This is a genomic window from Pontibacter oryzae, assembly GCF_003576375.1.
In the GTDB taxonomy this organism is placed as follows: domain Bacteria; phylum Bacteroidota; class Bacteroidia; order Cytophagales; family Hymenobacteraceae; genus Pontibacter; species Pontibacter oryzae.
The window spans coordinates 1,098,549-1,113,104 of the sequence record NZ_QWGE01000001.1 but is presented as its reverse complement, the minus strand read 5'-3'; the positions used below and the strand labels follow the sequence as shown (position 1 = coordinate 1,113,104).

Sequence of the window (14,556 nt, the reverse complement as noted above, 5' to 3'; positions counted from 1 at the left end):
GTCCTCACATAGCCTAGCCTGCCGTTTATCTCCACAAACATATTCTGCGTCTACTCCAAAACATGAATCAGCTTCTTCGGGAAGTATGACTTAATCAGGTCGGGTTTGTTGCCTGTTACAAAATACTTCCTGCTGAATGTGGGGTATTCTTTAAAATCGATGTCTTCGCGGTTAAAGATATCTGCTATTTTATCGCCGAGCGTTTCTTTTCTGATAACAACCCTGCCGATGTCATGGGGGAGGGTGAAGAAAAGCAGCGGTTCAATTTCCTCAACCTCCTCACTGTACCTATGCCCACTGGGCAGCTGCTTTACTAGCGTTAAGTGCTTCTCCAGTAACAGTATGATAAAGGAGTTAGAAGCAGACTTGAATTCCGTTACTTTATGGATGTACAGCCTCTCGTAATCCCCTAACGAACTAAATGAAGACAACAGGCTTATGCCAAATGCTATCTCTTTTCTCTCCATTAAAAATTCCCCGGCCACGCTTGTAAGCACATGCTCAAAGAGGTCTTCCGTTGCGCTGTCAAGTTTTCTATAGCCTTCCATATATCAGTATTTTAGCGGGGAAATGATTTTTGGGAGAATCGGGTTACAAAGTAGCCCCACTATAACGCAGCAGCGTGCCAGCCTCACTTACCTCCAATAAAGCTTCGCGCCCACACACCAGCGCCAGGTTCAGGGGCTCATGGCCAACCGGGAAACCGTAGCAGACAGGGTAGTTATACTTGCCGGTGTGCTCCAGAATGATCTCGTAAGCCGATTTTACAAAAGGAACCGGAGTCTCGTTCATGTCGCTCATGTCGCCGATGATGAGGCCGGCCAGGTTGGCCAGCTTGCCGCTGCGGTCGAGGTGCACCATCATGCGGTCCAAGTGGTAAAGGTATTCGCAGAGGTCTTCTAAAAAGAGTAGTTTGCCATCGGTGCTGATGTCGGAGCGGGTGCCAGTGAGGGTGTGCAGCATGGAGAGGTTGCCGCCTACCAACTGGCCTGTGGCGGTTCCTGTGCGGTTAAAGGCATGTGGTGCAGCCGTATACTGCAGTTCCTCGCCAAACAAAACCTTCCGAAGCGATTCAATGGAAGGCTCAGCGCCTGGCTTCGGGAATAGCAAAGGCATAATGGCGTGCACGCTCTCCAGGCCCAAAGTATGGATATGGCTGTGCAGTGCGGTTACGTCACTAAAACCGACCAGCCATTTGGGGTGCTTGTGAAATTTGCTGAAATCAACCTGATCGATGATGCGGGTGGTGCCATACCCGCCGCGGGCGCAGATAATGGCTCTTATACTTTCATCGTCCAGGGCGTTTTGTAAATCTTGCAGGCGCAGGGCATCGTTGCCGGCGAAGTAATTGTAACTAGCGCCTATGGTTTGGCCTACTTCCACTTGTAAGCCCCAATTCCTGAAAATACCGATGGCCATCTCTATTTCTGGCAAACTGATCTTACGGGCGGTGGCAATTATGGCGATTTTATCGCCGGGGCGAAGTGCAGGAATCATAGGTTATACTTACTAATGCTAGTTTTTGTGCTAATGCTAAGGTATGGCTTTTCAGCAATATTTGCGAACACGCTGTTTTTTAGCCAAATTCGGACACGGTTTTGAACAGGCGCTTTACACAGGCATGCAAGTATAAAATGTGTGTGGCAAATGAATAAACCCCTGCAGCCACAGGCTGTGCACAGCTAATCAACTAACCCATTTTATGACCCAATTACAGAAAAAGAAATCCGGCGTGGACAGGTTCCTGTCGGTGGTGGAGCGCATCGGGAACGCGCTACCGCATCCTGCCACACTTTTTGCGGGCTTCGCGCTGCTGGTTGTGCTGCTCTCGTGGATAGCCAGTCAGTTTGATATGGCAGTAACCCACCCCGGCACCGGCGAAACCGTAACCCCTTTTAACCTGCTCTCCACCGAGGGGCTGCACATGATCCTGACGCGCATGGTAACCAACTTTACCGGTTTTGCGCCTTTGGGCACCGTGCTGGTTTCCTTGCTGGGTATTGGTATTGCGGAGGGCACGGGCCTGATCGGGGCAGTGCTGCGCCTGGTAGTGCTATCGTCGCCGAAGCGCCTGCTTACCTTCGTGATCGTGTTTGCGGGGGTTATCTCTAACACAGCCTCTGAGGTGGGCTATGTGCTGCTGGTGCCTTTGGCTGCGGTTATCTTTCTGGCGGCTGGGCGCCACCCGCTGGCTGGTCTGGCAGCGGCTTTTGCCGGCGTGTCGGGAGGCTATAGCGCAAACCTGCTGCTGGGTACCGTAGATCCGCTTTTGGCTGGTTTATCTACAGAGGCAGCCAAGATCATCGATCCAAATTACGCTGTGAACCCGGCGGCCAACTACTATTTTATGTTTGTTTCTACGTTTCTGATTGCGGGCCTGGGCACCTGGGTGACTGAGAAAGTGGTGATACCGAGGCTGGGCGAGTATGAGGGCGAGGAGAAACCGCAAAGTATAGACCGCCTGAACGCACAGGAAAAACGTGGCTTGTTGTATGCCACCATTGCCATACTTTTGATGGTAGCCTTTATACTTGGCGGACTGATTCCGGAGTATGGCTACCTCCGCGACCCGGAAACCAACGAGATCCTGCACTCACCGTTTATGTCGGGCATTGTGGCCTTTATTTTCCTGCTGGCGGGTATTGCCGGTATTGCCTACGGCATTGGCGCACGCACCATCAAAAACGATAGCGACGTGATGCGCGGCATGGCCAAATCCATGGAAACGCTGGGCTCATACATCGTGCTTGTGTTTTTCGCGGCGCAGTTCGTGGCGTACTTCAACTGGACCAACCTGGGGCTTATACTTGCCATTAACGGGGCCGATGTGCTCAAAACCTTAGGCCTGAGCGATATTCCGCTGATGGTGACCTTTATCATTGTGGCCGCGCTGATAAACCTGGTGATGGGCTCGGCCTCGGCCAAGTGGGCCATTATGGCGCCGGTTTTCATCCCGATGTTTATGCTGTTGGGCTATACGCCGGAGTTCACGCAGGTGGCTTATCGCATCGGCGACAGCGTGACCAACATCATCTCGCCTATGATGTCATACTTTGCCTTGATCGTGGCCTTTATCCAGCGTTATGATAAGAAAGCAGGTATCGGAACGGTAATCTCTACGATGCTGCCCTACACGGTTATGTTCTTTATCGGGTGGGTTGTGCTGCTTGTTATATGGATTCTGCTTGGTCTGCCTATTGGACCGGGAGCTCAGATGTACATGCCGTAACAGAACGCTCAGAAAGTATAAAGCAAAGCGGCCGCTGGTGTTATCTCCAGCGGCCGCTTTGTTTTTTGGCAGTAAGCCTACTTGATCAGTTTAAAGCCCAGGCTAACCAATAGCTGCTCATTCTTTACCTTGCCGCCGCTTTGCTGTGCAGTGTCGGTATACTTGCGGTTGATGTGCTCGTAACGTATGTCCAGAGTCAGGTTCCAGATATCTACTCCGAGACCGGCCTGATAGCCCCAGTCAGAGCTGGCAAAGTGATCTTTTATGTTTTGGCCATCCTGCTTGGCAGAAATAAGCGTGGAAGCCATCGGTCCTGCCTGCACCCGCGCCACTTTCAGGAAGTTATAGCCTAGCAGCAACGGCACATCCAGGCGGTTAAACCGGAACTTTTCAATATGCACATTCGTGCTGTTGGCATTATCTGTAACCTCTACTTTTCCGCCGGTAGACGAAAGTATGAACTCGGGTTGCAAAAGTACACCAAGCACCTGCAGGCGGGCAAAAGCACCAAGGTGGTAGCCGGTTACATTTTCTGCTTCGGCATATTGCAGTGGGTCATTTTTAAGGTCGCGCAGTTTTATATGGGATGAGCCAAGGCCGCCCTTAACGCCGGCCACAAACGTTTGGGCTTGTGCCGCAAACCCAAGTGCCAGGGCTAGTATCGGGGTTAAAAACAAATGTTTCATAGCTGCAAGTATTAAGTATGTTAAGTAGGTGCATTTTTAACGCTCTATACATACGCAATAGTGTATATAAAAGCGGAAGCCGCATTCACGGAATGCGGCTTCTGTCAGTATCTATAATAGGTAGTAGTGGATTTCGGATCCGAGTTATTTACATCTCACCTTAAACAAATGGACCCTTAGCGTGTAGTGATGCAAAAGTATAAACTAATATTCTAATAAAATACAATGTTATACCAACAGAGGATAATATTTTATGACCACTGCGATTGTTTAGACAAACAGGTAAAATTACCCGCTTAAAAGCCTTTAAAACAGCGTCAATAGTTTAACCAGCCGCACGTAGATACCTGCTTTTGCCTGTTTCAGGACGATGGTTTTTGTACTAAGCTAGAGAATGTACTGAGACTAGTTGGCCTGCACATCTATAAGTATAAAACGTAAGCTTAGATAACTGTTCGTAATGAGATGATTAGGGTAAGTAATCTTTTAAAAATTATAGTTTTAGCCTGCGAAAAGTTATTTGGTTGTAGATATAAGGGCTGTGTTTGTTAGTTATGTTTTATTTCTCCGTTGCTAATCTTTACTTTTGAGTATACTTGTTGCCTATGCGCCTAAGATCTAAACCTGTGCTTTGTAATTACTACGTTACCTACCGCTGTAACGCAAAGTGCTCGTTTTGTGATATTTGGGAGCGCCCTTCGCCATATATTACGTTAGACGATGTGGCTCAGAACCTTCGGGACCTTAAACGGCTGGGCGTGCAGGTGATAGACTTTACCGGCGGCGAGCCCCTGCTGCACCGGCAACTGGACCAAATGCTGGAGATGGCGCAGCAAATGGGCTTTATCACAACGGTAACTACAAACGCCATGCTTTATCCCAAGCTGGCCGGGCGGCTGAAAGGCAAAGTGGATATGCTGCACTTCTCCCTGGACTCAGCGGATAAACAGGAGCACGACACCGGCCGGGGCGTGGCGTGCTATGACTTTGTGATGGAGTCGATTGAGGTGGCGAAGCAGCTTGGGGAGCGCCCGGATATACTTTTCACGGTTTTTAAGCACAACCTGCACCAGTTGGAGGAGGTTTACCAGAAAGTCATACTTCCGAATAACCTGGTCCTGATCATCAACCCAGCCTTTGAGTATAACACCGTTGCCACCGGCGAGCAGCTAAGCCCCGCCGAACTCAAGTACCTCAGCGACTTTGGCAAGCGCAAGCAAGTATACTTGAACGAGGGGTTTGTGCAACTGCGCCTGGATGGTGGCAACCATATTGCTAAACCAGTTTGCAAAGCGGCCAGCACCACGCTGGTTATTTCACCTGAAAACGAGTTAGTACTGCCCTGCTACCATTTAGGCACCAAAACCTTCCCAATCGATGGAAAACTGTACGACCTGTACAGCAGCCAGGAAGTACAGGCGCTGAAGCAGCAGGAGGGACGACTGCCGGCCTGCCAAGGCTGCACCATAAACTGCTACATGCAGCCTAGCTTTGCCGTGGAGCTGAACAAGTACTTCTGGAAAGCCCTGCCCAGTACCTTAAAGTATAATTACCTGAAAGGCACCTGGAAGAGGTTAATTGCTTAATTGTTGATTGTTAAATTGTTAGGCACAAACAAAGTAAATCCTGTGGGAGTTAAGGCGTGTGGTAACTGATAACTTCATACCTTTGCCTAATTCATAACTCGTAATTTTTTAACTCATAATACTATGCCAGTTATACTTCCGGTGAAAGACGTAAGGCCACAAATGGGCGAGGGCTGCTGGATAGCTGAAAATGCTACTATCGTGGGTGATGTAGTGATGGGCAATGAGTGCTCCGTATGGTTTAACGCCGTAATAAGGGGCGATGTGAACAGCATCCGCATCGGTGACAGAACAAACATACAGGATGGCGCCGTTATCCACTGCACCTACGAGCGCGCTGCTACAACTATTGGCAATAATGTATCGGTGGGGCACAATGCCATTGTGCATGGCTGTACCGTGCACGATAACTCCTTGGTAGGCATGGGCGCTATTGTTATGGATAATGCCGTGGTGCAGCAAAACTGCATTGTGGCAGCCGGAGCCATTGTGCTTGAAAACACTGTGTGCGAATCGGGGTGGATTTATGCGGGCATACCTGCCAAAAAAGTAAAGCAACTTAGCTCGGAACAGGTAGAAGGCCTTGCCAAAACAGCTAATAACTATGTGATGTACAGCGGCTGGTTCAGCGGAAGGTAAACGCTGGGGAAGTAAAATAAGCTAAGCGAGATGCTTTAGCACCAAGTGTTCTAAGAACTGTAGCTGATCCGGAGGGAGGTCTTTTTGCACTTGCTCAAAGAAAACGCGCTCTTCCTGCCGGATGTGCTGCTCCAGCAATTTACCAATCTCATCTAATTTATCGGGAAGGAGTTCTGGCGCAAAACCAGGCAATGCCAGTATAAGCTGTTGCAGCTGCTGATGTGCCGCTACAAATGCATCCACCTGTTGTTTCAGGCCTTCCGAAAAGTCGGCAGCAAGTATAAAAACAGTTTCTTCCTCAAGTTTGAAGTGCGGCAGCAAGTGTTGGTTTAGGTAATCAATAACATAGCCCCGCTTAGCCTCCGGAGTGGTAGGCATGCCTTTGTAAGGAGGTGCCCCGTGCTGCAGCAAGCGGGCTGTTAATAGCCCGCCATGGTGCTGCCTCGAAATAGGTATAAGGCTCGGGTGGCGCTTCACACTTTAAGAAATCGCTTTGCGTGCTTCCTCACGCACGGTTAGCAGTACCCACTCTACCCGGCGATCGGATTTCTCTAGCACGCGCACATCATATTCATTAAAGGAAGCGGTTTCGTTAAGGTTTTCCGGAATCTGGCCATAAATCACGTTCATCAAGCCGCCTACGGTTTCATAGTCCTCGCCTTGCGGCAATGGATAAGGCAGGTAATCATTAGCATCGGATACGGCGGCAGAGCCGTTTACTTTATACTCGAAGTCATTTACACGCTCAACCAATGGTGCTTCCTCATCATACTCATCCTGTATCTCGCCAACCAGTTCTTCAATAATATCCTCAATGGTAACGATACCCGATACGCCGCCAAACTCATCGGTAGCAATGGCCATGTGCAGGTGGCGGCGCTGGAACTGCTTAAGCAAGCGGTTAATCTTTTTAGTTTCAGGTACAAAGTATGCAGGGCGCATCAGTTCCTCAATCACGATGGGCTGGCCTAGGCGGATGATGCTTAGGATATCCTTTACATACAATATACCCACAATATTGTCGATGTTGCCATTGTACACGGGTAGGCGCGAGTAACCTTCGCTGAAGATAAGCTCCATCAGTTCTTGCTCCGGTATGCTTACATCAATGGCGACCATCTTGGTGCGCGGTACCAAAATCTGCTTCACCATGCGCTCGTTAAACTGAAACACATTCTCGATCAGTTCGTGATGCGAGTCCTGTATGGCCCCGCCCTCAGCGCTTTGTTCAAATAGCAAGCGCAGTTCCTCGGCTGTATGCACCTCAGAACCATGCATAGCCTGTATTCCAAAGCCGCGCAGCACTAGGTTTGCCAACCCGTTCAGTAGCCAGATAAATGGGCTAAACAGGATATAAAAGAACCGCAGCGGGTAAGCAACAGCCAGTGTTGTAGATTCTGAGCGCTGTATTGCCAGCGATTTAGGGGCTAGCTCGCCAAAAACAATGTGCAGCACTGTAATAATGGCAAAAGATATAGGCAAGGCTATGGTATGTGCCAGCGCATCGCCTCCTCTAAAGCCAAAGGCCTCCATGATGTTGATCACAATTTGGGAAACTACGCTCTCGCCAATCCAACCTAAGCCTAGCGAGGCCAGGGTTATACCTAGCTGTGTAGCTGATAAATAGGCATCGAGGTGGGTAAGCATGTGCTGGGCCAATTTTGCCATGGCGTTGCCGGCCTGCGCACGCAGCTCGATTTGCGAAGAGCGCACCTTTACGATGGCAAACTCTGCTGCCACAAAGAAACCGTTAAGGAGAACAAGAAATATCGTTAATAAGATGTCTAAGACCATAGTTTGCTTTTCATGCCATATTGTGCCGGCATAGCCGTAAAATTAAAAAAAATAGCTACTCGTTTCATACGAATATATGTTACAGCCACTATATTTTCTGAATAAATACGCCTGTTACACTACAATAGCCGATTTAATTTACCGATAAAAAGCAAAAAGGTGCTTGATAGCACCTTTTCAAAGTTGTGTATAGATCTTAAATACTTATTTATATACGCGATATAGGTTGTGCAGAACCGCTGAACAGCTCTAGTGCATTTTCTGTAGAAAGCCTTGGGAGAAATATATTTCTAGCCTCCTGCTCTGATATTACTTGGTACAGATTGACATCAGACTCCTGAAAAGGGTCACAAAAAGTATAAATAAATTCATTCTGGTATGTTTTGTAAATAATGTGAAAATTGTGTTTTTCGTCGCGTACGAGTTTGATAGCCCTAAAGACGTTACTAAACGTTCTGCCGCATTCCGTCTGTAATCGCGCTGCCTGCTCCTGCTGCCTATGTAAGTTGTTTTCCATATCAAAAGACTTTTTTATCATACGGTTACCTCTATTAATACAAGCGCGAACTATTGGTAATTCCTTAAGGAGTAATGTTGCCTGCTTTATCTTGTAAAAGGTAGCTAAACGTAAGTAAAGGCTAATTATTGCCAGTGAACTACAGTTGCAAATGTATAAATAAAAGTTTAAAATATATAACTATATACCTCATTTTATATATTTTTATTAAAATGCTTATTATTTATTGCACTGAATTTCAATGTTAATTTTTGCCATAACGCTGCCTTGGCCCTTATAAACGTAATTATAATGAAAACGAGAAGCTGATGTTGTACTAGAAATTAATAGGGTTGAGAGAAACAGCCAAGAGAGAATTTTTTTAATAGCGGTTATTTAGCATGATTGCCGCTACATTAATAGTGCGTAGCGTGCTGTATAGCAAGCATTATATGCTACAAATACTCCCGCAAACTAAAATTGTATACTTTTGCATCGTTGTAGCTTAATAGAGAATTTAATAAAAGTGCGCAGCTGAGACTTGCCACATGATAGAAGTATATAGCATGATGAATAATGCCCTGAAACACTTGCTGGCCATTGGGCTGCTTTTTATGATTACCTTGGTAGGCCAGGCACAGGTGCTTAAACCTGCCACCTGGAGCCATGAGTATTCGAAAAAGCAAGTAGCCGTAGGCGAGGAGATTGATCTGGTCTTTAACGTAAAGATCGATAAGAACTGGTACCTCTACTCCTCTGACTTTGATCCTGACCTAGGGCCGATGGTGACAGAGTTTAAGTTTCAGAAGAACCCATCCTATGAGTTGGTTGGTAAAATAGTGCCCGTGAAGCCTAAGAAAAAGTATGATGACCTCTGGGAAGGGGAGTATACATACTTTGTTGGTACGGCTCAGTTCAGGCAAAAAATACGTGTGCTAAAGCCGGAGCTCTTGGTAAAAGGCACCTATGAATACCAGGTATGTACCGATGTGGATGGCCGCTGTATTCCGTTCGACGATGAATTCACTTTTACAAATAGGCAACTGACAATTACCGGCGCCGCTGCACCCGTAACAGCACCTCAGAAGGAAATCCAAAAGGAACTGCAGCAGGAGAACGAACAAGCAGCCCCGCCCGATGCCACCCAGGATGTAGCTGAGAATGCGGCAATAGCCGCAGAAGATACTATTGCTACTACTACTGCTGTTACAGCGACCAGCGTTGAGGCCGAGGATACAACCTCAGCAGCGGTAGCAGCCATACCTGCGGCTAACGATGAGGCAACGGCAGGTGGTGGAGGCTTGTGGGCTTTTATGCTGGTAGCCTTTGGCTCAGGATTGGTTGCCCTGCTTACGCCCTGCGTGTTCCCGATGGTGCCCATGACGGTAAGCTTCTTCACCAACAGCGGTGGCAGCAGGGCGCAGGGCATATTTAAGGCCTTTATTTACGGCCTGTCTATTATCGCGATCTATACTATAATCGGTACCATTGTAGCGAAACTTTTCGGTGCCGACGGTGCCAACTTCATCAGCACGCACTGGTTGCCGAACCTATTGTTCTTCCTGATTTTTGTGGTGTTTGCCATGTCCTTCTTCGGGATGTTTGAGATTACGCTGCCAAGTTCCTGGCTCACCAAAGTCGATTCCCAGGCTGACAAAGGTGGCTGGATCGGGGTGTTTTTTATGGCCTTCACGCTTGTGCTGGTATCTTTCTCATGCACCGGCCCAATTGTAGGAAGTATACTTGTTGCCTCTGCCGGCGGCGAAACCGTGCGCCCGATTGTAGGTATGTTTGGCTTTTCGCTGGCCTTTGCCCTGCCATTCACACTGTTCGCCGTGTTCCCGTCCTGGCTGAGCGGCTTGCCTAAATCCGGTGGCTGGCTGAACTCAGTTAAGGTAGTGCTGGGCTTTATAGAGTTGGCTTTGGCGCTTAAGTTTTTGAGCGTGGCTGACCAGGTATACCACTGGGGCCTGCTGGACCGCGAAGTATACTTAGCGCTCTGGATTGTGATCTTTACGTTGATGGGCTTTTACCTGCTGGGCAAGCTCAAGTTCTCGCACGACTCCGACCTGAAGTATATTAGCGTACCGCGTCTGTTCTTTGCCATACTTACATTTGGCTTCGTGATTTACCTGGTGCCAGGTATGTTTGGTGCTCCACTAAAGGCTCTTTCCGGATACCTGCCCCCGCAAACCACCCAGGATTTTGACCTGAACCGCATGGCCGTAAGTGGCGCAGTACCAGCCAACCAACTATGCGAAACGCCAAAGTATGATGATTTCCTGGACCTGCCACACGGACTGCAGGGGTACTTTGACCTGGAGCAGGCAAAGAAATGTGCTGCCGAGCAAGGTAAGCCGATCTTTATAGACTTTACAGGACATGGCTGCGTTAACTGCCGGGAGATGGAAGCTAACGTATGGTCTGACCCGGCTGTGCTGCAGCGCCTGCGACAAGATTATGTGATTGCCGCACTCTATGTAGACGATAAAACCGAACTGGCTGAAAGCGAGCAGTACACCAGCGCCTACGACGGCAAGTTAAAAGCAACGCTTGGTAAGAAGTATGCCGATTACCAGATCACGAAGTTCAATGTAAACGCCCAGCCATACTATGTGCTGATGGATGAAAACGAGAACGTGCTGGTTAAGCCAATCGCCTACGACTTAAATGTAGACAACTTCGTGAAGTTCCTGGATGCAGGCGTGGCTGCCTACAAGGCAAAACAGCAGGTGGCGCAGCGGTAAAGTGTAGCCCTTAAAGTATAAATCCCTGCTGCGGCAAGTGCCGCAGCAGGGATTTATACTTTAAGGGTTTATTTGGATAAGTTACGTTTGGTTTACAGTTGTTGTAAGTTTACTTAAGTTAAAGAGTATGAGTAGGTTTTTGGAATATGTTTGAAGTATACTATATTCAATAAAGCAAATCCAAACTATCTCAGAAATGAAAACATACTTTGCATATCTCATCTGCCTTATAGCTTTTCCGGCAGCTACTGTGGCGCAGCAGTCGCCTTTTTCAGGTGCTCATGAACGCCTGACAGATGAAAAAGGAAACTTGAACTATGTGGCTCCGCTAGAATATTTAAAGGATAACGAGGCTTCGTTTGACAAATGGGCGTATGAGCAGGCGCTAGCAACCTATAGCTCCTTTGTTGGCATTCAAGACAGCGCAAAGAACAGCTTTTTGCTTGATAAGGGCTTGGCAAGTAATGTGCAACTGGCAGACCCATTGGATGTAATTATGCCAAAAGCCAGAAACGCATCATTAGTTCTTATCAACGAGGCACATCATGTGCCGGCACATCGGGCTTTTGCAGCCATGCTCTTAGATTCTCTTTATGCCGCTGGTTATACTATACTTTCTCTGGAGGCTTTATCAGAAGAAGACACTACTATCAACAGCCGTAAGTATCCTGTCTCCTCATCGGGTTTTTATACTAAGGAGCCTACGTTTGCTAACTTTATCCGAGCTGCTATTGCCAGAGGGTTTACAGTTGTAGGGCATGAGATCAGGAGCAGCCAGGAAAAAGAAATAGCTGATCCGATGGCACGCTCTAATTACCGCGATTCGCTGCAGGCAGTAAACTTATTGGCCACAATGAAAGCAAACCCTAAGGCTAAAGTTTTAGGGTATGTTGGGTATGATCATATTTTGGAAAAAGAGCGGGATAAGTATAAGCGGTTAGGTGCTTACTTACATGACGCAAACGTAGATGCCCTTACTATAGATCAGGTTACAACGTGTAGCTGTGTAGCGGGCAATTCACCTGTTGCACTAACTTCTGATGGCATAAACCCTGTAACTATTGGGGCTAAGAAGGGGCTTGTGGATATACAGGTAGTGCACCCACCGGTTACGCTTGTAGATGGCAGGCCACGCTGGCTAATGGAAGTCCCGGACAGGAAAGCTAAGTCTGCGACATTGCTGCCTTTCTACCGAAATAAAAAGAGTCTGGTGCAGGTTTATGATAAGAATGAGTTTGATGCCGTAGGCGAGCGAGCCATACCTGTTGATCAGTTTATAACAGACGGCAGCCAGAGCCGCTTGCGAGCTATGGTGCCAGTAACTGTGAAGTATACCTTAGTGCGTTACAAAGCTTTTGAATAGACTTACTCCTAAAGCGACAGCAGTTACAAGTTTAAAATTTGCATTCCAGGTTTAAGAAACAAAAAATCCCCGCCATTGCTGGCGGGGATTTTTTTATAGGAGGGTTAGTCTAAAATCTAACGCCTAATATCTAGCGTCTAAAAAAGACTACTTTGCCTCGTTGAAGCGTTTCGTTACTTCTTCCCAGTTCACTACGTTCCAGAACGCGCTGATGTAGTCCGGGCGACGATTTTGGTAGTTCAGGTAGTACGCGTGCTCCCATACGTCCAGTCCAAGGATTGGCTGACCGCCGCAACCCTCTGCGAAAGGCATCAGGGTGTTATCCTGGTTTGGAGTAGAGCAAATTTCCAGCTTGCCGTCTTTTACGCAAAGCCAGGCCCAGCCTGAACCGAAACGCGTAGCCGCGGCAGCATTGAATTTCTCCTTCATCGCATCAAAAGAACCGAAAGCAGCATCAATTGCCTCTGCCAGTTCGCCGGAAGGCTGGCCGCCGCCGTTCGGCGAAAGGATCGTCCAGAACAGGTTGTGGTTGTAGTAGCCACCACCGTTGTTACGAACAGCCTTGTTATCTTCTTTCACGCTGCGCATGATCTCCTCGATAGACTTGCCCTCCAGCTCGGTGCCGGCAATGGCTTTGTTCAGGTTATCAGTGTAAGCCTGGTGGTGTTTTGTATGGTGGATCTCCATGGTGCGCGCATCGATGTGCGGCTCCAGTGCGTCGTAGGCATAAGGTAGTTTCGGAAGTTCGAAAGCCATAGTTTTATATATATTTTATGTTGAAAAAATTACGTTTGTGCACTCGTCACAAATGTACGTCGTCGTACCAAAGTTAGTTAATTTCTTTTAGCTGCAAAGAAGGCCCCCATCAGCTCGGCACACTCCTGCGCCATAATACCGCTCACCATTTCGGTTTTGGGGTGCAGCAGGTTTCCCACACGTCTATAACCGCGCTTGGGCTCAGATGTTCCAAAAACCACCCGCTTTAGCTGTGCCCAGTAACTGGCCCCGGCGCACATAACGCAGGGCTCCACGGTAACATACAGGGTGCAGTCTTGCAAGTACTTGTTGCCCAGGTACTCGGCGGCTGCGGTAAGAGCCAGCATCTCGGCGTGGGCCGTTACGTCGTTCAGCTTTTCGGTTTGGTTGTAGGCCCTGGCAATAATGCGGTTGTTGGTAACCACCACGGCTCCAATCGGGATCTCGCCCTCTTCAAAAGCATACTGTGCCTGCTTGTAGGCCTGCTGCATAAAATGCTCGTCGCTGTGGATTGATAGAAAATCTGTAGCCATATAGTAAAGATGGCTATGCAGCCGCTAAAATGCAAGCAAGTGCCAGAGGCACAGCCTAGCCCAAAGCATAAAAAAGCCCCACCAAGAGGCGGGGCTTTTCTGTAGTAGATAGTTAGGTAGTAGTGTTTATTTGATATTGATAGAGCCCATGATCTCGCGGGCTGTGTCTTGCCACTCGTTCTTAAGTATAAACGGCACATGCATGGTAAAAATGTATAACTGGTCGCCTTTAATGGTATACTGCATGATGCTATACTTCTGCACCGGTGCCAAGTTAGTAGTGCCGCGCTCATCGGCCAGCTTGCTCACAAACTCAAACACCAGGTATTTCTTGCCTTTCACCTGCGTTACCTCCTGGCGGATAAAATCTACCTGTGTGAAAGTCTCTAGTAGGTTTGCCTTGTAAAACTCGCGGAGCATATCCAGGTCTTCTTCCTTAAACTGCGATGGCTTCTGCGTTATGCTAAAGTCTATCTGGCCATTGGGGCTGGTGTACACAGCAAGCGGCTTGGTAGAGGCAGGGTACTTACGGGCAATGCCGTCGTCGGGCATCGGCATAAAATCCTGCGGCAGCATAACGCTTACCTCCTTGCTGACCTGCGTTTTCTTCAGTTTGGTCTGGGCAAAGGCAACTCCGGCTATAAAAATGATGGCTAAAAAGGCAATGTATCGCATGTTCATGGGTAAAGTGTCGGCAAAGCTAAAAAAAAATGTGTAAAAGGCTGCT

13 protein-coding genes are annotated in these 14,556 nt (G+C 48.1%); 5 read left to right on the top strand and 8 right to left on the bottom strand.

From position 1 onward, the window contains the following. Positions 1–50: 50 nt before the first annotated feature. Positions 51–548 (bottom strand): hypothetical protein, encoded by a 498-nt coding sequence (locus D1627_RS04615; protein ID WP_119430997.1) that lies wholly within the window; start codon positions 546–548, stop codon positions 51–53. A 43-nt stretch (positions 549–591) separates the two neighbouring features. Beyond that, the gene (locus tag D1627_RS04610) at positions 592–1,497 is read right to left on the bottom strand and encodes a S66 peptidase family protein (RefSeq protein ID WP_119430996.1); all 906 of its coding nucleotides are present in this window, start codon (positions 1,495–1,497) and stop codon (positions 592–594) included. 205 nt (positions 1,498–1,702) lie between these two features. Between D1627_RS04610 and D1627_RS04605 the strand changes: the two genes are divergently transcribed. Continuing rightward, positions 1,703–3,229, top strand: a complete 1,527-nt coding sequence (locus tag D1627_RS04605; RefSeq protein ID WP_119430995.1) for an AbgT family transporter — start codon at positions 1,703–1,705, stop codon at positions 3,227–3,229. A gap of 77 nt (positions 3,230–3,306) precedes the next feature. Here the strand turns inward: D1627_RS04605 and D1627_RS04600 are convergent, their stop codons facing one another. Beyond that, positions 3,307–3,915: a porin family protein gene (locus D1627_RS04600; RefSeq protein WP_119430994.1), complete on the bottom strand. Its 609-nt coding sequence runs from the start codon at positions 3,913–3,915 to the stop codon at positions 3,307–3,309. Between the two features lie 605 nt (positions 3,916–4,520). On the opposite strand from D1627_RS04600, the gene D1627_RS04595 reads away from it, so the two are divergent. Together D1627_RS04595 and D1627_RS04590 are read left to right on the top strand one after the other, a co-directional pair. Beyond that, on the top strand, positions 4,521–5,501 hold the full coding sequence (locus D1627_RS04595) for a radical SAM protein (RefSeq protein ID WP_119430993.1): 981 nt from the start codon (positions 4,521–4,523) through the stop codon (positions 5,499–5,501). Positions 5,502–5,624: 123 nt separating this feature from the next. Further along, positions 5,625–6,140 (top strand): gamma carbonic anhydrase family protein, encoded by a 516-nt coding sequence (locus D1627_RS04590; RefSeq protein ID WP_119430992.1) that lies wholly within the window; start codon positions 5,625–5,627, stop codon positions 6,138–6,140. Between the two features lie 21 nt (positions 6,141–6,161). Here D1627_RS04590 and D1627_RS04585 read toward each other — a convergent pair whose 3' ends face one another. Then, on the bottom strand, positions 6,162–6,617 hold the full coding sequence (locus D1627_RS04585; RefSeq protein ID WP_119430991.1) for a hemerythrin domain-containing protein: 456 nt from the start codon (positions 6,615–6,617) through the stop codon (positions 6,162–6,164). 3 nt (positions 6,618–6,620) lie between these two features. Continuing rightward, on the bottom strand, positions 6,621–7,934 hold the full coding sequence (locus D1627_RS04580) for a hemolysin family protein (RefSeq protein ID WP_119430990.1): 1,314 nt from the start codon (positions 7,932–7,934) through the stop codon (positions 6,621–6,623). 1,044 nt (positions 7,935–8,978) lie between these two features. Here D1627_RS04580 and D1627_RS04570 point away from each other — a divergent pair. Further along, on the top strand, positions 8,979–11,177 hold the full coding sequence (locus tag D1627_RS04570; protein ID WP_233555510.1) for a protein-disulfide reductase DsbD family protein: 2,199 nt from the start codon (positions 8,979–8,981) through the stop codon (positions 11,175–11,177). Positions 11,178–11,373: 196 nt separating this feature from the next. Beyond that, positions 11,374–12,540: a hypothetical protein gene (locus D1627_RS04565; protein WP_119430988.1), complete on the top strand. Its 1,167-nt coding sequence runs from the start codon at positions 11,374–11,376 to the stop codon at positions 12,538–12,540. 147 nt (positions 12,541–12,687) lie between these two features. Here D1627_RS04565 and D1627_RS04560 read toward each other — a convergent pair whose 3' ends face one another. The 3 genes from D1627_RS04560 to D1627_RS04550 form a co-directional block, all read right to left on the bottom strand. Continuing rightward, entirely contained in the window at positions 12,688–13,296 is a 609-nt protein-coding gene (locus tag D1627_RS04560; RefSeq protein ID WP_119430987.1) for a superoxide dismutase, read from the bottom strand. Positions 13,297–13,373: 77 nt separating this feature from the next. After that, the gene (locus tag D1627_RS04555; protein ID WP_233555509.1) at positions 13,374–13,829 is read right to left on the bottom strand and encodes a nucleoside deaminase; all 456 of its coding nucleotides are present in this window, start codon (positions 13,827–13,829) and stop codon (positions 13,374–13,376) included. A 126-nt stretch (positions 13,830–13,955) separates the two neighbouring features. After that, a complete protein-coding gene (locus D1627_RS04550; protein ID WP_119430986.1) occupies positions 13,956–14,510 on the bottom strand; it encodes a hypothetical protein in 555 nt (184 codons plus the stop codon). Positions 14,511–14,556: the final 46 nt, after the last annotated feature.